Annotated in this window: 22 protein-coding genes and 3 tRNA genes; 7 read left to right on the top strand and 18 right to left on the bottom strand. The window is 68.1% G+C overall.

Going from position 1 to position 18,977, the window contains the following annotated elements:
- Positions 1-145: 145 nt before the first annotated feature.
- The 4 genes from ACH0BU_RS05065 to ACH0BU_RS05050 all read left to right on the top strand — a co-directional run bounded on the left by ACH0BU_RS05065 (position 146) and on the right by ACH0BU_RS05050 (position 2,426).
- Positions 146-424 (top strand): integration host factor subunit beta, encoded by a 279-nt coding sequence (locus tag ACH0BU_RS05065; protein WP_046411477.1) that lies wholly within the window; start codon positions 146-148, stop codon positions 422-424.
- Positions 425-470: 46 nt separating this feature from the next.
- Positions 471-557, top strand: a tRNA-Leu gene (locus ACH0BU_RS05060).
- A 59-nt stretch (positions 558-616) separates the two neighbouring features.
- A complete protein-coding gene (locus ACH0BU_RS05055; RefSeq protein ID WP_500263839.1) occupies positions 617-1,996 on the top strand; it encodes an ABC transporter substrate-binding protein in 1,380 nt (459 codons plus the stop codon).
- 7 nt (positions 1,997-2,003) lie between these two features.
- Entirely contained in the window at positions 2,004-2,426 is a 423-nt protein-coding gene (locus ACH0BU_RS05050; RefSeq protein ID WP_296221098.1) for a DUF4112 domain-containing protein, read from the top strand.
- Between the two features lie 30 nt (positions 2,427-2,456).
- On the opposite strand, the gene ACH0BU_RS05045 is transcribed toward ACH0BU_RS05050, so the two are convergent.
- Complete coding sequence (locus ACH0BU_RS05045) at positions 2,457-3,560, bottom strand: anhydro-N-acetylmuramic acid kinase (protein WP_296221107.1); 1,104 nt, start codon at positions 3,558-3,560, stop codon at positions 2,457-2,459.
- Between the two features lie 112 nt (positions 3,561-3,672).
- On the opposite strand from ACH0BU_RS05045, the gene rimO reads away from it, so the two are divergent.
- Together rimO and ACH0BU_RS05035 are read left to right on the top strand one after the other, a co-directional pair.
- The gene (gene rimO, locus ACH0BU_RS05040) at positions 3,673-5,031 is read left to right on the top strand and encodes a 30S ribosomal protein S12 methylthiotransferase RimO (protein WP_296221095.1); all 1,359 of its coding nucleotides are present in this window, start codon (positions 3,673-3,675) and stop codon (positions 5,029-5,031) included.
- Positions 5,032-5,331: 300 nt separating this feature from the next.
- A complete protein-coding gene (locus ACH0BU_RS05035) occupies positions 5,332-5,874 on the top strand; it encodes a Pycsar system effector family protein (RefSeq protein ID WP_125944839.1) in 543 nt (180 codons plus the stop codon).
- Between the two features lie 210 nt (positions 5,875-6,084).
- Here the strand turns inward: ACH0BU_RS05035 and ACH0BU_RS05030 are convergent.
- From ACH0BU_RS05030 to ACH0BU_RS05020, 3 genes are all read right to left on the bottom strand, one after another.
- Positions 6,085-6,161: transfer RNA gene (locus ACH0BU_RS05030), tRNA-Met, on the bottom strand.
- A 64-nt stretch (positions 6,162-6,225) separates the two neighbouring features.
- The gene (locus ACH0BU_RS05025) at positions 6,226-6,768 is read right to left on the bottom strand and encodes a 2'-5' RNA ligase family protein (protein ID WP_125944840.1); all 543 of its coding nucleotides are present in this window, start codon (positions 6,766-6,768) and stop codon (positions 6,226-6,228) included.
- A complete protein-coding gene (locus ACH0BU_RS05020; RefSeq protein ID WP_296218886.1) occupies positions 6,765-8,672 on the bottom strand; it encodes a potassium transporter Kup in 1,908 nt (635 codons plus the stop codon). The genes ACH0BU_RS05025 and ACH0BU_RS05020 overlap by 4 nt, the downstream gene beginning before the upstream one ends.
- A gap of 145 nt (positions 8,673-8,817) precedes the next feature.
- Between ACH0BU_RS05020 and ACH0BU_RS05015 the strand changes: the two genes are divergently transcribed.
- Entirely contained in the window at positions 8,818-9,033 is a 216-nt protein-coding gene (locus ACH0BU_RS05015) for a DUF3072 domain-containing protein (RefSeq protein WP_296218887.1), read from the top strand.
- A 40-nt stretch (positions 9,034-9,073) separates the two neighbouring features.
- Here ACH0BU_RS05015 and ACH0BU_RS05010 read toward each other — a convergent pair whose 3' ends face one another.
- The 14 genes from ACH0BU_RS05010 to gspF all read right to left on the bottom strand — a co-directional run bounded on the left by ACH0BU_RS05010 (position 9,074) and on the right by gspF (position 18,947).
- Entirely contained in the window at positions 9,074-9,712 is a 639-nt protein-coding gene (locus ACH0BU_RS05010; RefSeq protein ID WP_500263838.1) for a tetratricopeptide repeat protein, read from the bottom strand.
- Positions 9,709-10,143 carry a cytochrome c maturation protein CcmE gene (gene ccmE / locus ACH0BU_RS05005; protein WP_125944843.1) on the bottom strand — a complete coding sequence of 145 codons (435 nt, stop codon included), beginning with the start codon at positions 10,141-10,143 and terminating at the stop codon, positions 9,709-9,711. The genes ACH0BU_RS05010 and ccmE overlap by 4 nt, the downstream gene beginning before the upstream one ends.
- A gap of 106 nt (positions 10,144-10,249) precedes the next feature.
- Positions 10,250-10,975, bottom strand: a complete 726-nt coding sequence (gene ccmC / locus ACH0BU_RS05000) for a heme ABC transporter permease CcmC (protein ID WP_296218889.1) — start codon at positions 10,973-10,975, stop codon at positions 10,250-10,252.
- Positions 10,976-11,132: 157 nt separating this feature from the next.
- Positions 11,133-12,182, bottom strand: a complete 1,050-nt coding sequence (locus ACH0BU_RS04995; RefSeq protein ID WP_136452285.1) for a Glu/Leu/Phe/Val dehydrogenase family protein — start codon at positions 12,180-12,182, stop codon at positions 11,133-11,135.
- A gap of 91 nt (positions 12,183-12,273) precedes the next feature.
- Positions 12,274-12,350, bottom strand: a tRNA-His gene (locus tag ACH0BU_RS04990).
- A 100-nt stretch (positions 12,351-12,450) separates the two neighbouring features.
- A complete protein-coding gene (gene gspN / locus ACH0BU_RS04985) occupies positions 12,451-13,176 on the bottom strand; it encodes a type II secretion system protein N (RefSeq protein ID WP_125944846.1) in 726 nt (241 codons plus the stop codon).
- Positions 13,173-13,646 carry a type II secretion system protein M gene (locus ACH0BU_RS04980; RefSeq protein WP_500263837.1) on the bottom strand — a complete coding sequence of 158 codons (474 nt, stop codon included), beginning with the start codon at positions 13,644-13,646 and terminating at the stop codon, positions 13,173-13,175. Before ACH0BU_RS04980 ends, gspN begins: the two co-directional genes overlap by 4 nt.
- Positions 13,647-13,656: 10 nt before the next feature.
- The gene (gene gspL, locus ACH0BU_RS04975) at positions 13,657-14,760 is read right to left on the bottom strand and encodes a type II secretion system protein GspL (RefSeq protein WP_125944848.1); all 1,104 of its coding nucleotides are present in this window, start codon (positions 14,758-14,760) and stop codon (positions 13,657-13,659) included.
- Complete coding sequence (gene gspK, locus ACH0BU_RS04970; protein WP_046412003.1) at positions 14,757-15,734, bottom strand: type II secretion system minor pseudopilin GspK; 978 nt, start codon at positions 15,732-15,734, stop codon at positions 14,757-14,759. The genes gspL and gspK overlap by 4 nt, the downstream gene beginning before the upstream one ends.
- Positions 15,718-16,350 (bottom strand): type II secretion system minor pseudopilin GspJ, encoded by a 633-nt coding sequence (gspJ, locus tag ACH0BU_RS04965; protein WP_296218891.1) that lies wholly within the window; start codon positions 16,348-16,350, stop codon positions 15,718-15,720. Before gspJ ends, gspK begins: the two co-directional genes overlap by 17 nt.
- Positions 16,347-16,745 carry a type II secretion system minor pseudopilin GspI gene (gspI, locus tag ACH0BU_RS04960; RefSeq protein WP_296218892.1) on the bottom strand — a complete coding sequence of 133 codons (399 nt, stop codon included), beginning with the start codon at positions 16,743-16,745 and terminating at the stop codon, positions 16,347-16,349. The genes gspJ and gspI overlap by 4 nt, the downstream gene beginning before the upstream one ends.
- Complete coding sequence (locus tag ACH0BU_RS04955) at positions 16,738-17,238, bottom strand: GspH/FimT family pseudopilin (protein WP_314470073.1); 501 nt, start codon at positions 17,236-17,238, stop codon at positions 16,738-16,740. Before ACH0BU_RS04955 ends, gspI begins: the two co-directional genes overlap by 8 nt.
- Before the next feature lie 36 nt (positions 17,239-17,274).
- The gene (gene gspG / locus ACH0BU_RS04950) at positions 17,275-17,715 is read right to left on the bottom strand and encodes a type II secretion system major pseudopilin GspG (RefSeq protein ID WP_046411500.1); all 441 of its coding nucleotides are present in this window, start codon (positions 17,713-17,715) and stop codon (positions 17,275-17,277) included.
- An 8-nt stretch (positions 17,716-17,723) separates the two neighbouring features.
- Positions 17,724-18,947 (bottom strand): type II secretion system inner membrane protein GspF, encoded by a 1,224-nt coding sequence (gene gspF, locus ACH0BU_RS04945; RefSeq protein ID WP_125944852.1) that lies wholly within the window; start codon positions 18,945-18,947, stop codon positions 17,724-17,726.
- Positions 18,948-18,977 lie beyond the last annotated feature (30 nt).

The following is an 18,977-nucleotide window of genomic DNA, read 5'->3' as shown; positions in this document are numbered from 1 at the left end:
TTGGGTGGCACATGCCGCCCGGCCCCTTGTCGTTTCACGGGCGTAATAATTAAACTTTCGTTTCGGCCCTATTCTGATAGAGCTTTATCTGTATTAAGGTGAATCGAAGCCGGCGACGGCCACGGGCAGATCAAGGACGGGACAGATGATCCGATCGGAACTGGTGCAGCATCTGGCAGAGGCCAACCCGAGCCTCTCCCTGCGCGAGGTCGAGGCGATCGTCTCCACGTTCTTTGACGAGATCGTGCGCCGCCTGGCGGAGAACGGCCGGGTCGAGCTGCGCGGCTTCGGCGCCTTCTCGACGCGGGCCCGCGACGCGCGTACCGGGCGCAACCCGCGCACTGGCGAGGTGGTCGAAGTGACCGCCAAGCGCGTCCCATATTTCAAGCCTGGCAAGGAAATGCGCGTTCGCTTGAACGTGTAACGCTTGACGGCGGCGCTTCCCTGCCGCTTTTCGTCGGGCGTGATGCGCGGACGTGGCGGAACCGGTAGACGCCGGAGACTTAAAATCTTCTGCCCTCAGGGGCGTGCGGGTTCGAGTCCCGCCGTCCGCACCATCGCTCTCTCCCTGCTCCTGGCCACTACGGCCTGTGAGCGTCGGCCCGATGTCGGCGCGGTGATCGTCAGCGCTGCCGGCACCGCGCCGCGCCTGAGCCCGGTGATCCCGGCACCGGACGACCTCGCCGGGCTTCTGCTGGCCGATGCCGCAGCGCAGGGGCTGGTCCGGTTCGACGCCGCCGGGCAGATCGAACCCGGCATTGCCGAACGCTGGATCGTCACGGACGAAGGGCGCACCTACATCTTCCGCCTGCGCGAGATGACATGGACCAACGGGCGGCCGGTCCGCGCGGCAGAGATCGTCACCATCCTGCGCAGCCGGCTGCAGCAGCGCGCGCGCAACCCGCTCGCCGACTATCTCACCGCGGTCGATTCGGTGGTGGAGATGACGCCCCAGGTCATCCAGGTCGAATTGTCGCGCCCCCGCCCCGATCTGCTGAAGCTGTTCGCCCAGCCGGAGATGACCTTGGTCGACCCCGCCCGCGCGATCGGCAGCGGCCCGATGCGGATCGTGCGCCAGGCCGGCAATGTCACGCGCCTCACCCCGCGTCCGGACCCGAACCGCGCCGCCGACGAACAGCACGAGCCAGTGCCCGAGGACGACGTTCTGCTGGTGGCCGAGCGTCCTGCTGCGGGCATCGCCCGCTTCGCGGAGCGCAAGTCCGATCTGTTCGCCGGCGGGCGACTGTCCGAATGGCCGCTGGTCGCCGCGGCCAGCGTGGCGCAGGTCAACATCCGCGTCGATCCGGCGGCCGGCGTCTTCGGGCTGGCCGTCAGCCGGCGGGAGGGTTTCCTGGCGCTGCCTGAGAATCGCGCCGCCATCGCCATGGCGATTGACCGCACCGCGCTTACCCGCAGCTTCAGCCAGGATTGGCGCCCGGCGGAGGACCTGCTGCCGGCCGCGCTCGATTCAGCCGCGCCGCCTGCCCACGGGGCCTGGCAGGCGGTTCGCCCGGCCGACCGGGTGGCCACCGCGCAGGCCCGCGTCAGCGCATGGCGCGAGGCGGGAAATCCCGTCCCGACGCTGCGCCTGGCCCTACCCGGCGGCTCGGGTGGCACGCTGCTGTGGGCGCGGCTGGCGGCGGATCTGTTCGCGATCGGGGTGCGCCCGGTCCGCGTGAGCGCCACTGACGACGCGGACCTGCGGCTGGTCGATCTGGTCGCCCCCTATGACAGCGCCCGCTGGTACGTGGACCAGGCCTGCCAGCCGTGTGACGAACGCGCCGCCGTCGCGATCGAGGCGGCGCGAGTCGCGCCAACGCTGGCGATCCGCGCGCGCGAGCTTGCCGCCGCGGACGAGGCGCTCGCCGCGGACGTCGCCTTCATCCCGCTCGCCCGGCCGTTCCGCTGGGCGCTGGTGGCGCAGCGGCTGCGCGCGTGGCAGCCCAACGACCGCGCGTGGCACCCGTTGAACCTGCTGCGCCGCGCCCCCAATTGATATCATCATGATCAAAGCCGATCCCAATTCGCCCATGGCGTTCGCCGCGACGCTGCCGCTCGGGCGCGATCCCGAGTCCGTCAGGCGCCGGATCGGGGCGATGGAGCGCCTGCTGGAGGGCGTGGTCGACGTCCCCGGCATGAACCGCAAGGTGGGGCTGGACTTCTTCCTCGGCCTCATCCCCGTGGTCGGCGATGCGGTGGCTGCGGCGCTCGGCGCGTGGATCGTATGGGAAGCGCGCAACCTCGGGATGAGCCGGCTTCAGCTCGCGCGGATGGGCGCGCGCGTCGGCTTTGACACGTTGCTGGGCATCGTCCCGTTCGTCGGCGACGCCGCGGATTTCTTCTATCGTTCCAACACCCGCAATCTGAAGACGATCAGGCGCCACCTCGACCGCCATCACCCCTCGACGGTGACGGTCGAGCGCTGATCGAATTGGCGGGGCTTGCCGTCCCGCCGATCAGCCGGCGCTCGCGCTCGCCGGGTCGTGCCGCACCCCACCGGTCATGGGCGCGGGTACGCCGGTCGTTCCGGGGAAGGAGATCGGCAGGTCGCGCAGCATACGCACCGCCATATAGGCGAAGCCTTCCGCCTCCATCGCGTCGCCGTTCCACCCCAAGGCATCGACCGGCTCCGGCACCAGGCCGGTCCGCTCCGCAATCATCCGCAGCATCACCGGATTGTGCCGCCCGCCGCCCGCCACCAGCAGGCGAAGCGGCCGCTCGGGCAGGTGCGACAGCGCTTCCGTCACCGTCGCTGCGGTGAACGCCGTCAACGTGGCCGCACCATCGGCCGCCCCCAGCCCGCGCACCGGCTGCACGGTGAAATCGTTGCGATCGAGCGACTTGGGCGCCGGTTGCCCGAAGAACGGATGGTCCAGCATCGCGTTAAGGATCGCCTCGTCGACGCGCCCGCTCGCCGCCAGCGCGCCATCGGCGTCGAACCGCGCCCCCGTCTCCTGCTCGACCCAACTGTCGATCAGCCCGTTCGCGGGGCCGGTGTCGAATGCCACCAGCTCGCCGTCCGCGCCGATCCAGGTGATGTTGGCGACCCCGCCCAGGTTCAGCACCGCCAGCGGCCGCGGCAGTCCGGCAGTCAGCGCGGCGTGATAGATCGGCAGCAGCGGCGCGCCCTGCCCGCCCGCTGCCACGTCCGCGCTCCTCAGATCGGCGATCGTGACGATCCCGGTGGCATCCGCCAGTGCCTGTCCGTCGCCGATCTGCCACGTCCAGCCACGATCGGGGCGATGCGCCACGGTCTGCCCGTGAAAACCGATCACGTCGACATCGGCGGCGCTCAGCCCTGCGTCGCGCAGCAGCTTCTGCGCCGCCAGCACGTGCGTCCGCGTGATCAGCTCCGCCGCCGCCACCATGTCGGGGTTGGCGCGTGGCCGGTCGAACGTCAGCGCCAACGCGGTCGCCGCGGCAAGCTGCGCGCGCGCCGTGTCCGAATAAGGCTCACCACGGAATGCGACCGCCCTCACCATCGCCTCGCCGTCCGTTTCGATCAGCGCCGCATCGATCCCGTCGAGCGACGTGCCGGACATCAGCCCGATCGCCAGCATCATCTTGTCCCCATCTTGCCTGCGCTGTCCCGCGATAAGGCCAGCCTTTCAACGCGCATAGCGGCGCAGATATGGCAAAATGGTGCATTGCACATTATGTGCGCCACCACTCATGGCAACGCGTCTTCCCTCACCGCCCCGCGTGGGCATGGTGTCGCTCGGCTGTCCCAAGAACCTGGTCGACAGCGAACGTATCCTCACCCAGCTGCGCGCAGACGGCTATCAGATGTCGCCCGACTATGCCGGCGCTGACGTCGTGCTCGTCAACACCTGCGGCTTTCTCGATTCGGCGAAGGAGGAAAGCCTGGAGGCGATCGGCGAAGCGATCGCGGAGAACGGCCGCGTCATCGTCACCGGTTGCATGGGCAAGGAAGCCGATGTCATCCGTGCCCGCTTCCCCAACGTCCTCGCGATCACCGGCGCGCATGAATATGAGCAGGTGGTGGAGGCGGTGCATGAGGCGGCGCCCGCGAACCTGTCGCCCTATATCGATCTAATCCCCGATGCCGGGCTGAAGCTGACCCCGCGTCACTACAGCTATCTTAAGATTTCGGAGGGCTGCAACCACCGCTGCTCCTTCTGCATCATCCCGTCATTGCGCGGCGACCTGGTCAGCCGGCGCCCCGACGCGATCCTGCGCGAGGCGGAAAAACTGGTCGCCGCCGGCACGCGCGAGCTGCTGGTGATCAGCCAGGATACCTCCGCCTACGGACTCGACCTGCGCCATGCCAGCTACCCGGTGAAGAGCGGCGGGCCGCTTTCCGGGCAAGCGCCACGCGACGTGCGTGCGCACATGACCGATCTGGCGCGCGAACTGGGCCGCATCGCGCCCTGGGTCCGCCTGCACTATGTCTATCCCTACCCGCACGTGGATCAGGTCATCCCGCTGATGGCGGAGGGGCTGGTGCTCCCCTATCTCGACATTCCGTTCCAGCATGCCGCGCCCAACGTGCTGCGTGCGATGAAGCGCCCGGCGAACGACGCCAAGGTGCTCGCCCGGCTGCGCGGCTGGCGCGAGATCTGCCCCGATATCGCTATCCGATCGACCTTCGTCGTCGGCTTCCCGGGCGAGACCGAGGCGGACTTCGAATATCTCCTCGAATGGCTCGACGAGGCGCAGCTCGACCGCGTCGGCGCCTTCCGCTTCGAGCCCGTCGAGGGCGCCAGCGCCAATGCGCTGCCCAACCCGGTGCCAGAGGAGGTGAAGGAAGAACGCTACGCCCGCATCATGGAGAAGACGGCAGCGATCAGCGCGGCGAAGCTCCAGGCGAAGATCGGTCGCAGCTTCGACGTCATCATCGACGCGGTGGGCGATGAGGGCGCCACCGGCCGCTCCTATGCCGACGCGCCGGAAATCGACGGCGAAGTCCACCTGCGCGACGCCGGCCACCTCAACGAAGGCGACATCGTGCGAGTCACGATCGAGGACGCCGACGAACACGACCTGTTCGGCGTACCCGTCACCAACTGACAATCAGCCGGGCGGCCGCAGCAATGCGCCGCCCCGGCTCCCTCATGTTCGACGGCAAGCAACGCACGCGCACCGCTCTGCGCGGTGCCAACCTTCCTGTGTCCCCGCTCGAATGTTTTTGAACCTGATGGCGGAGCCGTGTGGCGAGCGGCTCGAACTTCCACTGTACGCTTACTTCTTAGGCGAGGGTGGCGGCGGGGGTGGCGGCGGCGGCGGCGGCGGTGCGGGCCGTGCCCAATCATTCTTCTTACGCGATTGATCGTCTGGTGGTCGTGCCATGACACAACGTATGAAGATGTCATGGATCAGTTCAAGAGCCTCGACGGGCTTAGAGAGTTCGACGACGACATCCTTAAGGAGGTTGTCAGGGAGGGCGAGCTGATGATGGCCGCACAGCTCAGCGTAGCCACAGCCTCGGATCAACGTGCACTCACTTGGGCCGGCTTTGTTCTTACGATCGCAATTGCGTCGATTGGCGGAAGCGCAAGTCTTGCGATCGACGGAAAACAACTACCGCTTGCAGCAATTTCCGGGGCGGGCGCCATTCTCATGGCCATCTCAGGATACTACGCCGTGCGGGCGGTTCGTCCACGCAAATACAGCATGCCTGGTAACCTTCCCCAGAACTGGCTACCCGAGCATTGGGAAAGCGGAAGAACACGAGACTTTAGGCAGGCACGAATAGAGCAGGCGCGCACTATAAACGGTCAAATCGTCAAGAACGCAGCTTTGGCCGAACGCAACGCCACCGATCTTAACCATTCAATTCATACCGCTGGGTGCGCGGTACTACTCGCTGGAGTTTATGTGATAGCCTATTTGACATATACTATCTTGAGATAATTCATATGAACGAATTATCATCAGATCGTTCCCACCTAAACTGATAGTAGGCTTGCATTCCGTCTGCAATTGAGCCCGCGCCATAGAGCTTAGTGAGATCCCAGTCTCGACTGGGGAAGTATTCGCAGCCACGCCTTGAACTTGTCTCGAATGAAGATAGGCAATCCACTAGCGAGCGAAGCAGATCACCAACCTCATATACGTCGCGAGTGGTAGCGGAGGAGGGACTTGAACCCCCGACCCCAGGATTATGATTCCCGTGCTCTAACCAGCTGAGCTACTCCGCCGCGCCTTCGTGAAGGGGCAAGTACCGCTCGCGAGGCGCGGGCTATAGCAGGGGTTCGCGGGGCGTCAAGCGCTGAACATGTGCCGCGACAACAACTCCCACGGGCCGCCCCGATACCAATAGGCCGCCAGTCCCGTGATCTGTACCGCGCGCGGCCGGAACCCGCCCTGCAATTGCGCCAGCAGCGCGCGCGCAACCGCCGGCTCCACCTTGTTCTGCACCGTCACGTGGGGGCGCCATCCGGCCTGGTCCTGCGGCGTCAGGACGCCGGCAAAGCCATCCGCGAGCCGCGCACGGATCGCCCACAGCTCGTCGCTGGCGATCCGGTAGGCGACGCCGCGCCCGAGCGAGAATGGCGCTTCCACGCGTGCGGCCGGCGCGGGCACGCCCCGTGTCTCCGCGATGAGCCGCTGCTTCACCTCTGCCGCCATGCTGGGCGGCAGATGGTGGAACATCGTCAGGTGCGCGGCGAGAACGTTACGCTCCGGCGGAAAGTGCGCCGCGCGCTGTTGATCGAACCATGCCTGGTCCGCTTTGCCGAACACGGCAGCGATGATGATCGGCGCCGCAAGCGGGCCCGGCGGCTGGGTGGGCGCGGGCTCGCTCAAATCTCGATCTGGCTGCCCAGCTCGACCACGCGGTTGGTCGGCAGGCGGAAGAATTCCATCGCGCTTTCGGCGTTGCGCAGCATCCAGGCGAACAGCTTCTCCCGCCAGATCGCCATGCCCGGCCGGGCGGAAGGCAGCAGCGTCTGTCGCGACAGGAAGAAGCTGGTCTCCATCATGCGGAACTCGCCACCGCATTCGTCAAACGATTTGAGCGCCGCAGGGATGTCCGGCGATTCCATGAAGCCGTAGCGTAGGATCACGCGGTGGAACCCCTCGCCCAGCGCCTTGTGCTCGAACCGCGACTCTTCGGCGACATAGGGCATGTCGCTGACCTTCACCGTCAGCAGGATTACGCGCTCGTGCAGCACGCGATTGTGCTTGAGGTTGTGGAGCAATGCGTGCGGCACGCCCTCGGGGGTGGAGGTCATGAACACCGCCGTCCCCGGCACCCGCGTCGCGCTGCCCGCGGCGGAGCCGATGAACACCTTGATCGGCATCGCCCCCTCGCGCATCCGTTCCAGCATCAGCTTGCGGCCCGTGGCCCAGGTGGTCAGCAGCACGAAGACGATGATCGCCACCAGCAGCGGGAACCAGCCGCCGTCGGGCACCTTCGTGAGGTTGGATGAGAAATACAGCCCGTCGATGCACAGGAACACCGCGACGAACGGCACCACCGCCCACAAGGGCCAATGCCAGACGCGCTGGATCAGCACCGCGACCATGCAGGTGGAAATGAACATCGTCCCCGTCACCGCGATGCCATAGGCCGCCGCAAGGTTGGACGATTCGCGAAAGCCCAGGATCAGCAGCAGCACCATCGTCAGCAGCGCCCAGTTGATCGACGGGATGTAGATCTGCCCCGCGGCCGACGCGCTGGTATGTTCGATCCGGATGCGCGGCATCAGGCCCAGCTGCACCGCCTGCTGCACCACCGAATAGGCGCCGGTGATCACTGCCTGGCTGGCGATGACGGTCGCCATGGTGGCCAGGATCACCAGCGGCAGGCGCCATTGCTCGGGCGCCATCAGGAAGAACGGGTTTTTCGCCGCCGTTGGGTCGCTCAGCATCAGCGCGCCCTGCCCCAGGTAATTGAGCATCAGCGCCGGGAACACGAACCACAGCCAGGCATAAGCGATCGGCTTGCGCCCGAAATGCCCCATGTCGGCGTATAGCGCCTCGGCGCCGGTCACCGCCAGCACGACCGAGCCGAGCGCCAGGAACGCCAGCATCCCGTCGGCCGCGGCGAAACGGAACGCCCAGCGCGGATCAAGCGCCAGCAGGATCTCCGGCTGCGCCACCACATGGTACAGGCCAAGTGCGCTAAGCGTGACGAAGTAGATCGTCATGATCGGCCCGAACAGCCGCCCCACCCGCGCGGTGCCGACCGATTGCAGGTAGAACAGCCCGATCAGGATCGTGACCGAAATCGGGATGACGAAGCTGTCGAACCGCTGCTCGACCGTCGCCAGTCCCTCCACCGCCGATAGCACCGAGATCGCCGGCGTGATCATGCAGTCGCCAAAGAACAGTGCGGTGGCGAGCACGCCCAGCACGACCAGCCCCGGCTCCCACCGTTTGCCCGCCCCGCTGCGCCGCTGGATCAGCGCCAGCAGCGCCAGGCTTCCGCCCTCGCCATTGTTGTCGGCGCGCAGGATGATCATCACATATTTGCACGTGACGATCAGCACCAGCGACCAGAAGACGAGGCTGACGACGCCAAAGATATGCAGTTGGTCGACGGCGAGGGGATGGTGCCCGACGAACACCTCCTTCATCGCATACAGCGGGCTCGTCCCGATATCGCCATAGACGACACCGATCGCGCCCAGCGCCAGCTTGCGCAGCGAATCGCTGTGATGGTGGCCATGCGCTTGGGGCACAGCTGCGCCGGAGGCCGGGCTCATCAAAGCGCCGCCGACGCCAGGTTCAAGGGGAAGAAAGCCACCGTCATCCTGTCAAAGCCTCGGCGCGCCTAGCACTTGCCCGCAGCAGCGCAAGCGGGAACGTTACAAGAACATAGGAGTTGCTGCTCCTGAAAGGAAGAGTTTCATGAGCGACTCCAACCCAAAGAGCGAACCCTTCTCCAACGCGGAAAAGGATCCGGACGACTGGACCACTGGCGACGAGCCGATGACTGGCGCGCAGGCAAGTTACCTGAAGACGTTGAGCGAGGAAGCCGGCGAGCCGTTCGAGGAAGAACTTACCAAGGCCGACGCGTCAAAGCGGATCGACTCGCTTCAGGAGAAAACCGGGCGCGGTAAATAAGGGTCATTGCGCAGCCGCAACCCGCACCGCGCCGCACGGGTCAGCGCCCGCCACGCTCCATCGCCGCGATATATTGATCCAGCACCTTGAGCTGGTTGGCGATGGTGGTGCGGTAATCCATGCCTTCGGGCGACAGGATCACCGCGCGCGCCAGCATCCGCCGCGCGGCGGGCAGGTCGCCGGCGCGGACGTAGGCGATGCCGGCAAGATAAGGCGGCGCCGGATGCTCGGGCGCCAGTTGAAACGCCCGCCCGAACGCCAGCTTCGCTGCCGGCGACATCTGGTCGCCATCCAGCATCACCAGGTTGCTGCCCAGCTGAGTCCACAGGATGAAGCTGCGCGGCAACGCCCGCACCCCGCCGAGCACGACCTGCGCGGCGGCGCGCTTGTCGCCCGCGCGCAGCATCGCGTCCGACGCGACGATATAGGCGGTGTCGGCGGTGTAGCGGCCCATCAGCCGCTCGCGCAGCATGATCGCCTCGGGCTCGATCGGCACCGCGTCGACTCGCGGCTTGGCCGGGGCCGCCGCCTGCCCCGGCCGCCCCTGCCAGGCATAGCCCGCCGCGCCCAGGAACAGCGCCGCCCCCGCGAACGACCACAGCAGCCGCGGCAGCCGAAGCAGCACCAGCGCGCCAAAGACCAGCGCACCGACCAGCGCCAGGCCGATGAAGCCGCTCACGGCTCCAGGCTCTTCGTCTCGTGCATCTTCCCGGCCAGCTCAGGCGGCATGTACTTTTCGTCATGCTTGGCGAGTAGGTTGGATGCGACAAACGATCCATCCGGGCGGAAACGCCCCTCCGCCACCACGCCCGATCCCTCGCGGAACAGGTTGGGGACAATTCCGGCGAACTGCACCGGGGTCGTCGCGCGACCATCGCTGACCGTGAACAGGATCGTCACGCCATCGGCGGCGCGCGCCACCGATCCCGCCGCCACCATGCCGCCCAGCCGCACCGCGCGGTCGGAGGCGAGCACCTCCTGCGTCACGTCGGACGGCGCATAAAAGAACGCCGCCTGGTCACGCAGCCCCGACAGCGCGAGCAGCGCCGCCAGCGTGATCGCCAGCAGCGCGGCGCCCGCCAGCCACAATCGCTGATGCTTCGCCTTCACTTGCCGCCCTTCTCCGCCTCGCGCATCGCGCGCCAGCTGACGAGCACGATCACCGCCGTCGCGGACAGCGCGACCGCATAAGCGGCAATGACATAGGGCCAGGCGATCATGCGCGTGCCTTCCGGCGCATCCGCGCCTCTGCCTTGGCGACCGCCAGCAACGTGCGCATCCGCATCAGCACCACCGCGCCGAACAGGAAGGAGAACCCGAACAGCATGATCGGCAGCGGCCACAGGATCGACAGGTCGATCGTCGAATGGGTGAGACCGATGCTCGGCCCCTGGTGCAGCGTGTTCCACCACACCACCGAATAACGGATGATCGGCAGCAGGATGGTGCCCGCCACGCCGAACAGCGCCGCGATCCGCCCGTCCCCGCCACGCTCGCGATCCGCGCGCGCCAGCGCGATATAGCCGAGATAGACGAAGAACAGCAGCAGCATCGACGTCAGCCGCCCGTCCCACTGCCAGTACGTGCCCCAGGTCGGCCGGCCCCAGATCGCGCCGGTCAGCAGGCAGATGGCGGCAAAGGCAGCACCCGGCAGGGCGATCGCGCGCGCCGCCACGTCAGCCAGCGGGTGGCGCCAGACGAGATAGGCGATGCTGGAAATCGCGATGCCGCTCCATCCGCCCATGCCCAGCCAGGCCGACGGCACATGGACGTACATGATGCGGACGGTCTCGCCCTGCAGGTAATCGGGCGGCGTCTGCGTCAGCCCCGCCCAACTGCCGACCGCGATCAGCACGAGACCCAGCCACCCCAGGACGGGGGTCAGCGGGCGGGCGATCTTCAGAAAGCGCGCAGGATTGGCGAGGGCGTGAAGGGCAGGCACGATGGGCTTCCCATATGGGGAAATTGGCGGCGCGTCATCTGCTTGAACGCATCGGCCCGGCGCGCTGATCGCCCCGGGGCCGGCCTGGCGGGCGCCGCGATACACGCCGGCGCCCGGAAAGCGGCGGAGGCAGCCAGGACCGCCTCCACCCGTTACCTCAGGCGCGGCCGATCAGGCGGCGCGCAATACGGTCGGCAACGTCGGCGGCGGGATCGCCGCTGCTGTCGCTCTCGTCCCACACCTCGACCAGGCGGTCCGGGATGCGGGCGATGCGCGCCTTCACCTCGGCCTCGTCACCCTGCCCGAGATATTCCAGGCCGACGTTGATGATGCCGCCAGCGTTGATGACGTAATCGGGCGCAAACAGCACGCCGCGCTCATGCAGGCGGCGGCCGTCCTCGCGCGTGGCGAGCTGGTTGTTCGCACCACCGGCCACCACCTTCACCTTCAGCGCCGCGATCGACTGCTCGGTCAGCACCGCGCCCAGCGCATTGGGGCTGACGAGATCGACGTCGCACGCCAGGATCGATTCGGCCGGCGCGGTCGTCGCACCCAGCTCCGCCGCCAGCGCCGCGGCGCGATCGGCGTTCACGTCAGCCAGCGTCAGCACCGCGCCATCGGCCGCCAGCAGGCGAGCGAGGCCGCCGCCGACCGAACCGACACCCTGGATGGCAACGCGCACGCCCTTCATGTCGGTCGCGCCCAGCCCGCGCTTCGCCGCGGCCTTCACGCCGAGATACACGCCAAGCGCAGTGTACGGCCCGGGGTCGCCGCCCGCCGCCCCGCTCGCCACCGGCAGGCCGGACACGTAGCGCGTTTCTTCGGAAATCACCTTCATCCGCGCTTCGGACATGCCTACGTCCTCGGCGGTCACATAGCGGCCACCCAGCGATTCGGTCGCGCGGCCGAACGCGCGCAGCTGCTCCTCGGTGATCGTCGCACCCGGCTTGTCGGCCAGCACCACGCCCTTGCCGCCACCCAGCGCAAGGCCGGCCATGGCGTTCTTGAAGCTCATGCCGCGCGACAGGCGCAGCGCGTCGGTGATCGCGGCAGCGTCGGTCGCATAATGCCAGAAGCGCACGCCGCCCGCGGCCGGGCCAAGCGCCGTCGAATGCACGGCAATGACCGCGCGCAGACCCGATGCCGGGTCAGTGAACAGATGGACGCCCTCATGGTCGTCGAAATCGGGGAAGCCCCACGCGGTCATTTCAGCCCTCCGGTGGTCGTACGAAAATTGTCGACCGGCGCAATAATGTTGCCACCGCCAAAAGGCGAGGAGGAAATTGCGAGGGGGAAAATGGGGCGATCGACGGGACTTGAACCCGCGACCCTCGGTACCACAAACCGATGCTCTAACCAACTGAGCTACGATCGCCGTCAGAATGGGCGCCCCTACGGCCGGGCGCTGGCGGCGTCAAGGGACTTGGCTCGCCCCGACCTCAAAACTCTCGCTCGGCGGCGTCGGGATGGATCGTTCAGAACCTGCCCTCGATCGCCAGTTCCATGCCCGTGTCGGTCTGGACGAAGCCGGCCGCCTGCAAACGCAGCGCCGCCGCCGGATCGCTCGGTTGCAGCGTCAGTTCGGCACGGTACCGCCCGTCCGGCCACAGCCTGATGGTGCTTCCCTCATTCCCGGCGGCACTGACCAGCGGCAGCATCAACGCCCCGCCGTCGCAGCGCGCATTGCCCGTCAGCGTCGCCGGCACCGGCAATCCGCCGATGTCGCCGGCAAGGGTGGCGCGAACCCGTCCCTCGGCCGATTCGCACTGGTCGCCGCTGAACCGCACACTGACCTGCTCCAGATCCAGCACCGTCACCGGAACCGGGCGAAATGCCGTTCCCACCGGCAGCGTTGCCGTGATGTCGTCCAGGGCAAAGCTGTGCCGGCTGACCGCGATCGACCCGCTGAGCCGCGGCGCCGGCGGCACGGCGACACCATCCAGCACGACCTGCGCACGCCCCAGCAGCAACGGCAGCGGCGACACCCCGGCCGACAGGTCACCCAGCGCGATCTGCCCGAACCGTGCCTCGCGCAAATGGCCGGACCAGATGCTGCCGCTCACCGACCGCGCGGTCAGCCCCTGCTCCGCCAGCCCGAACCAGCCAAGCGCCAGCCGCAGCGGCAGGAACACGATCAACGCCACCACGAACATGGCGAGGAACAGCGCGTTGGGTCCTGTCTTCAGCCGGATACGCCTCATGCCTCGCGCCCCCTCAGCGTCATCGTCGCCGATACCGTGCCGTCGCCATTGCCGGTGATCGTGGTCGCATCGACCAGCAGCCCGTCCGCTTCCAGCGTGGCGATCCAGCCTAGCAGCGCGCCGGGCTTCGCGGTGGCGGTGGCGATGCGAACGGCATTGCCGTCCGGCTCCAGCGTGGTCAGCGTAAAGCCTGCCTCGTCGGCGCGCGTGCGGATCGCATCGGGCAGCGGGCCTTGGATCGGGCTGGGCCGCGCGCGCTGAATCGCCTTCACCTGCGCCACCTCGCGCTGAACCTCGCCCAGCCGAACGACGGCAGTCGCATATCGCTCGCGGCTGAATGCCAGGCCGTCGCGCACCGGGCGGATCACGCCGGCCCACAGGATCGTCACCACCAGCAGCGCCAGCATGACCAGGATCAACCGCCGCTCGCGCAGCGACCGCCCCTGATACCAGCTCATCAGATTGCTCATCGCAGGGCCCTCATGGCAGCGCCACCGTCACATCGCCGCGCAGGCGCTGGCCGTTCGACTCGAACGTGCTCGCGGTCACGACGAACCCGGCCTCGCGCAGCCGGGCAACGATCTGGTTGGCCTGCGCCTCCCCTTCCGCCGCGACGGTCGCGCGCAAGGTACCGTTGGGCTCGAAGGTTAGCGCCACCAATTCGGTGCCCGCGACGCCGCGCACCGCGCTCGACAGCGCCGCCGCGGTCGCGGTGAAGCCGGCGCCGGGTCCGCGCAGCCGCGCCAGCCGTTCCGCCAGCAATCGATCCGCATCGCCCTGATCCGCGCCGCGCGGCAATCCGTCACGCGCGATCGCCTCGGCCCGCGCGTCGGCGGCGTCGGCAGCGGCGGAATATTTGGCGATCCGAACCACGTCGATCGCCAGCGTGGCCAGCAGGATCAGCCCGCCCAGCACCGCCAACCGACGCAGCAGCCGCCAGTCGATCGCCCGCCGCCGACGCTTCGCGAACGGCCCCTGCCGCAGGTCCAGCTCGGGCCGGCCGACCGCCGACACGATGGCGGCATCCAGTGCATCGCGTCCCAACGATTCGGGCGAATCGTCGCCAGTGATCAGCGCGGTCAGCCGCGCTTCATCGGCAAAGCCGCTCGACGGGCCACGCACCACAGATTGGGGGCCGAATTGTGCCCGAACATATCCGCTATCGGGCCGCGGCAGCAGCATCGGTGCCGGAATAACGGCCGACGGATCGATGCCGATTCCGGCCAGCGCGTCGAGCCACGCGCGCATCCGCTCGGCCGCCACCACGCCGATCGGGCGCTCGCGCGGGTCGGTCTCGCCGCCCCCCGCTTCGGCCGCCCCCACCGCCACATGAAGCCGCTCGATCGGCGACGCACTCGCATCGCTGACCAGAATGCGCGCCGCGGCGGCGGCCTGCGCGGCGGAGCGCGCCGGGATATCCGCCCAGTGAAGCGTCACCGCATCGGCCGGCGCCACCGCGATCACCGCCCCCGCGTCTCCCTCGGGCAGCCCCTCACCGCGATCGACGATCGCATCCCGGTCGATCCGAAGCCACTGCCACGGATCATCGGCGCCGGGCGGCAGGAAAAGCAGCGTGGCCGTCATGACAATTCCCCCCATTGCCGCGAAACAAGCCGTGCCGGCAGCCGCGTCGCGTCGATCAACGCCCGCTCCTGCAATTCGCTGTTCGCGACCGTCACGTCGACCCGCAGGTCGAACCATTTCGTCTTCACATCGGCCTGCTGCTGCGCCGCCGGATCGGGCGTAATCCCCTGTTCGGACAAGGGCTTCCAGAAATCGGCTATCTCGCCATAGCCAGCCGCCGGACGGCGCAGCAGCAACGCGCGCGCCTGATCGACGCCCAGCGTGTCCGGCAACAGCATGGCGATCAAGGGCGCCTGCTCCGGCGTCAGCGTGTTCACGTTCAGCCGCGATCGTTCGGCGGTGGGCAGCGTGCACAGCCACGGGCGCAGCTTGGCATAGGCCTCCGCCGTCACGCCGGCCACCGCACGCAACTCGCTGGGGTCGACCATCAGCGTGCCGCCGGTCCGGTACGGCGTCGCCAGCCCACCATAAGCGCTATCCTCCGCCCCCGCGCCGAGCGGCTGGTCATCGCTGTCGATCCAGTCCGCTGCGGCGGCGGCAATTCCGTCGCCGCCCGGCACGTTGAGCAGCCGGGCAAGCCGCGCGAACTGAGTCACCGCGGTCGGATCGGCGACATAAACGCCATCAAGATCGGTCACCAGGCTGTTGAGGTTGAAGCAGTTTCCCCCGTCGGTCACGCGCGCGGTGGCAACCCCGCCCGGCAGCGGGATCGTATAGGGTCGGTCGCTCCAGCCGCCTGCCAACGTGATCCGGCCGGGCTCGCGTTGCAGCATGTCGGTGATCCGCCCCGTGGCCAGCGCCTCTGCGGCAAAGGCCAGCGCGCGCGCCTGATCCAGTGCGACCGCGTTGGCGGTCAGCCGTGTCGACAGCCGCAATCGCTCCAGCGCGGTCGCCGCCATCACCGCGATGATCGCCACCAGCAGCAGGACGGTAAGCAGCGCGGCACCGCGCTCCCCCTCACGTTTGCGGCGCATCGGGTTGCTCACGCGGCCGCGGCGGCGCACCGCTCCCAACTAGGAACATCTGGCGAAACACCGTGCCGTCATCACGCTGGATCGCCAGCTCGAACGCCTGGGGCAGCGGCGCACCCGGCACGCCATCCCAGCGGTCGTTCCAGGCGCCAGCGACCCGATAACGCATCCGTACGCCCCGGACGCCGGTGATCGTCGTCGCTGCCGGCAGCACCGGCGCGCCGTCCACCATCGGCCATGCGATCCGCTCCAGCGCGTCGCCTGCCAGCCGATAGCTGACCTTCTGCAGCGTCGATCGTGGTTGCGCGTCGATATTGCTCCAGCCGGCACGCACCAGGGTCACGCTATTCTCGTTGCCAACAAAGGCGGGAAAGCGCGTGCCCCGCTCGTCACGTGCCGGCCGGTCGATCGCCTGCGCCAGATCGGCCCCCATCAATGACGACAGGCGCGCCAGCGCCCCGACATCGTCCAGCCGCTCGACCGTCGCACCCTGCGCGCGCACGCTGAACGCCAGCAGCCCGACCCCGGCGGAGGCGATCATGCCAAAGATCATCAGCGCCACCATCACCTCGACCAGGGTGAAGCCGTTGGCGCGGCGCCGGGCGGGCCGGGCGGTCACGATATCTGAACCTCGAGCTGCGGCGGCCGGATCATGGTCAATCGACCCAGCGGCCGCCCCTGCGCATCCGCCACCGCGACGTCGATCCTCAGGATACGCGCGTCGCCGGTCGGGCGAACATCGCGCACCCAGCGCCATGCCCGCCCGCCATTTTGCTCCACCCCCGCCGCCCGGCCGAGCGCCGGCGCGCGCGCCGACGTCACCGCATCGATTGCGACATTACGCGCCACCATCTGGGCGACCACCGTATCGCCGAGCAGTGCGGTGGAGCGGATCGTCGCGCCTTCCAGCCGGATCAGTGCCAGCGCAGCCAGGCTGAACACCGCCAGCGCGACCATCACCTCGATCAGCGTGAATCCGGCGCTGCCGCCGCGTCGCGGAGCAGGTTCAGCCATCGACCCGCGCGCCTCCGTCCGACCCCAGCGTCACCGTCACGCGGGTCCGCTCACGCCGCAACGGCACCACCAGTGCGCGGTCGGCCATGCCGGTCGGATCAAATGTCACCCGCGTCCGCTCGGCCACCAGCGCCTCGGTCCCCTCCCCCCATTGCGATACGCGCAGCGGCTTGTCCGCCAATGCCATCCATTGGCCACCGCGCCGCTCGTCAAAGCCGTAGCCGCTGCGATCCACCCAGACGCTGACCGGCCGCCCGCCAATGACGGCGGCATCATGCGCGGCACGCACGCGCGTCGCAAAGCGCGCGCCCTCATCGATCAGGCGGCCGCGCGGGTCGGGCATCGCCAGCACGGCAATGGCGGAGGCAAGGCCGATGATGGTGATGACGATCATCAGTTCGACCAGCGTGAACCCGCGCGACCCCGCATCGCGCCGCCACGCCGGACCGGGGCGCTCGCGGGTCCAGTATCGGGACCGGGCTGATCGCATCATCGGGCCTCGCCGCTCTGGCCAGCCTCTATCGGCCGCTTACTGCCAGGATCCGATATCGGCATTGATCCCCTCGCCGCCTTCCTTCCCGTCGGCGCCGTTGGTCCAGACGTCGAACGCGCCATGCTTGCCCGGCGAGGCGTAGAGATAGGCATTGCCCCACGGGTCATCCGGCAGCTTCTTGATATAGCCGCCCGCCTGATAGGCCGCCGGATTGGCAAGCCCGGCGGGCGCGGACGTCAGCGCCGCCAGCCCCTGCGCCGTGGTCGGGTAATTGCTCTGCTGCAGCCGGTACATTTCCAGCGCCTGCTCGATCGTGGCGATATCGGCCTTCGCCTTCTGCACCCGCGCCGTATCGCCCGAAGGGATCACGTTCAGCGCGACGATCGTCGCCAGCAGGCCGATGATGACGATCACCACCATCAGCTCGACGAGGGTAAAGCCGTTCTTCTTCCGACGCTTGTTGGTCTGTGTTCGCATAATGTCTCTCATTGCCCGGCCAGCGTGTTGAGCTGGAGGATGGGAAGCAGGATCGCTAGCACGATCGTCGCCACCACGCCGCCCATGACGACGATGATGGCCGGTTCCAGCAGCGACATCGCCGTCGCGGTGAAGCGATCGAACTCGCGCTCCAGATAGTCGGCGGCGCGCTCCAGCATTTCGTCGAGCTGCCCCGCCGCCTCGCCCGACGCCGCAAGATAGGTGAGCAGCGGGGGGAATACGCCGGCGCGCCGCATCGCCGCGGACAGGCTGCCGCCGCCACGGATCGCGTCGGTGATCTCATCCGACGCCAGCTTCAGCCGCCGGTTGTGGATCGTGCCGGCGGTGAGCGTGAGCCCCTCGAGCAGCGGCAGACGGCTCGCCACCATCGTCGCCAGAGTACGCGCCATGCGCGCGGCATGAAGATCGCGCAGCAGCCGTCCCAGCAAGGGGATCCGCAGCAACCAGCTGTCGAACGCCAGCCGGATCGGTGGCTGACGCAGCGCGACGACGAATCCGGCGACCGCGGCGCCAAGCACCAGCAGCATCAGCCACCACCAGCGGACCAGCAAGTCCGAGATGCCGATCACGATGCGGGTCAGCAGCGGCAGTTGCTGCCCCACCGTGTCGAACTGCTCCACCACCTGCGGGACGACGAAGATCATCAGCGCAGCCACCACGCCAGTCGCGACAAGCGCGAGAATGACGGGATAGGCGAGCGCGGTCAGCAACTTGCCGCGTATTTCTGCCTGCCGCTCGAGCAGCGTCGACAGCCGTTCCAATATCGCCGGCAACGTGCCGGAGCTTTCGCCCGCCGCGATCATCGCGCGGTACAATGGCGGAAAGCTTCGTGGCTCGCGCGCCATCGCATCGGCCAGCCGCCGCCCCTCGACGACGCCGGCATGGACATTCTCCACGACGGCGCGAACCTTGTCCTGTTCGGTCTGGCGCGTGATCGTCCGCAGCGATTCTTCCAGCGGCGAGACTCGCGACAGCGTCGCCAGCTGCCGCGTGAACAGCGTCAGCTGCTTGGCCGACATCTTCGGCGCGCCAAGTTGCAGGCCGAACAGCGGGCGACCGCGCGCTGCCGGCGCACTGCCCGGCGCGATCCTCACCACGTACAGCCGCCGGCGATCCAGCGTCGCGCGCGCCGCCTCCATGCTCGCTGCGGCAATATGCCCGCGCATTTCCTGGCCGCGCGTGTCGATCGCCAGATAGTCGAAATCAGCCATCCGAACGCGCCATGGATCGGACGCCGGCCA

Source organism: Sphingomonas olei (assembly GCF_045369765.1).
GTDB classification, from domain to species: Bacteria; Pseudomonadota; Alphaproteobacteria; order Sphingomonadales; family Sphingomonadaceae; genus Sphingomonas; species Sphingomonas panaciterrae.
The sequence above is the reverse complement of the archived record's forward strand: the minus strand, read 5'-3'. Positions and strand labels throughout refer to the sequence as shown.

Bases quoted from the DNA above. Each gene is read 5' to 3' on its own strand.
- gspF (WP_125944852.1), bottom strand. From the start codon at position 18,947: ATGGCTGATTTCGACTATCTGGCGATCGACACGCGCGGCCAGGAAATG.
- gspN (WP_125944846.1), bottom strand. From the start codon at position 13,176: ATGAGGCGTATCCGGCTGAAGACAGGACCCAACGCGCTGTTCCTCGCC.
- ACH0BU_RS05050 (WP_296221098.1), top strand. From the start codon at position 2,004: ATGATCAAAGCCGATCCCAATTCGCCCATGGCGTTCGCCGCGACGCTG.
- ACH0BU_RS05035 (WP_125944839.1), top strand. From the start codon at position 5,332: ATGGATCAGTTCAAGAGCCTCGACGGGCTTAGAGAGTTCGACGACGAC.
- ACH0BU_RS05020 (WP_296218886.1), bottom strand. From the start codon at position 8,672: ATGAGCCCGGCCTCCGGCGCAGCTGTGCCCCAAGCGCATGGCCACCAT.
- gspI (WP_296218892.1), bottom strand. From the start codon at position 16,745: ATGGCTGAACCTGCTCCGCGACGCGGCGGCAGCGCCGGATTCACGCTG.
- ACH0BU_RS05045 (WP_296221107.1), bottom strand. From the start codon at position 3,560: ATGCTGGCGATCGGGCTGATGTCCGGCACGTCGCTCGACGGGATCGAT.
- ACH0BU_RS05065 (WP_046411477.1), top strand. From the start codon at position 146: ATGATCCGATCGGAACTGGTGCAGCATCTGGCAGAGGCCAACCCGAGC.
- ACH0BU_RS04995 (WP_136452285.1), bottom strand. From the start codon at position 12,182: ATGACCGCGTGGGGCTTCCCCGATTTCGACGACCATGAGGGCGTCCAT.
- ACH0BU_RS05015 (WP_296218887.1), top strand. From the start codon at position 8,818: ATGAGCGACTCCAACCCAAAGAGCGAACCCTTCTCCAACGCGGAAAAG.
- gspK (WP_046412003.1), bottom strand. From the start codon at position 15,734: ATGCGCCGCAAACGTGAGGGGGAGCGCGGTGCCGCGCTGCTTACCGTC.
- ACH0BU_RS04980 (WP_500263837.1), bottom strand. From the start codon at position 13,646: ATGAGCAATCTGATGAGCTGGTATCAGGGGCGGTCGCTGCGCGAGCGG.
- rimO (WP_296221095.1), top strand. From the start codon at position 3,673: ATGGCAACGCGTCTTCCCTCACCGCCCCGCGTGGGCATGGTGTCGCTC.
- gspG (WP_046411500.1), bottom strand. From the start codon at position 17,715: ATGCGAACACAGACCAACAAGCGTCGGAAGAAGAACGGCTTTACCCTC.
- gspL (WP_125944848.1), bottom strand. From the start codon at position 14,760: ATGACGGCCACGCTGCTTTTCCTGCCGCCCGGCGCCGATGATCCGTGG.
- ACH0BU_RS04955 (WP_314470073.1), bottom strand. From the start codon at position 17,238: ATGATGCGATCAGCCCGGTCCCGATACTGGACCCGCGAGCGCCCCGGT.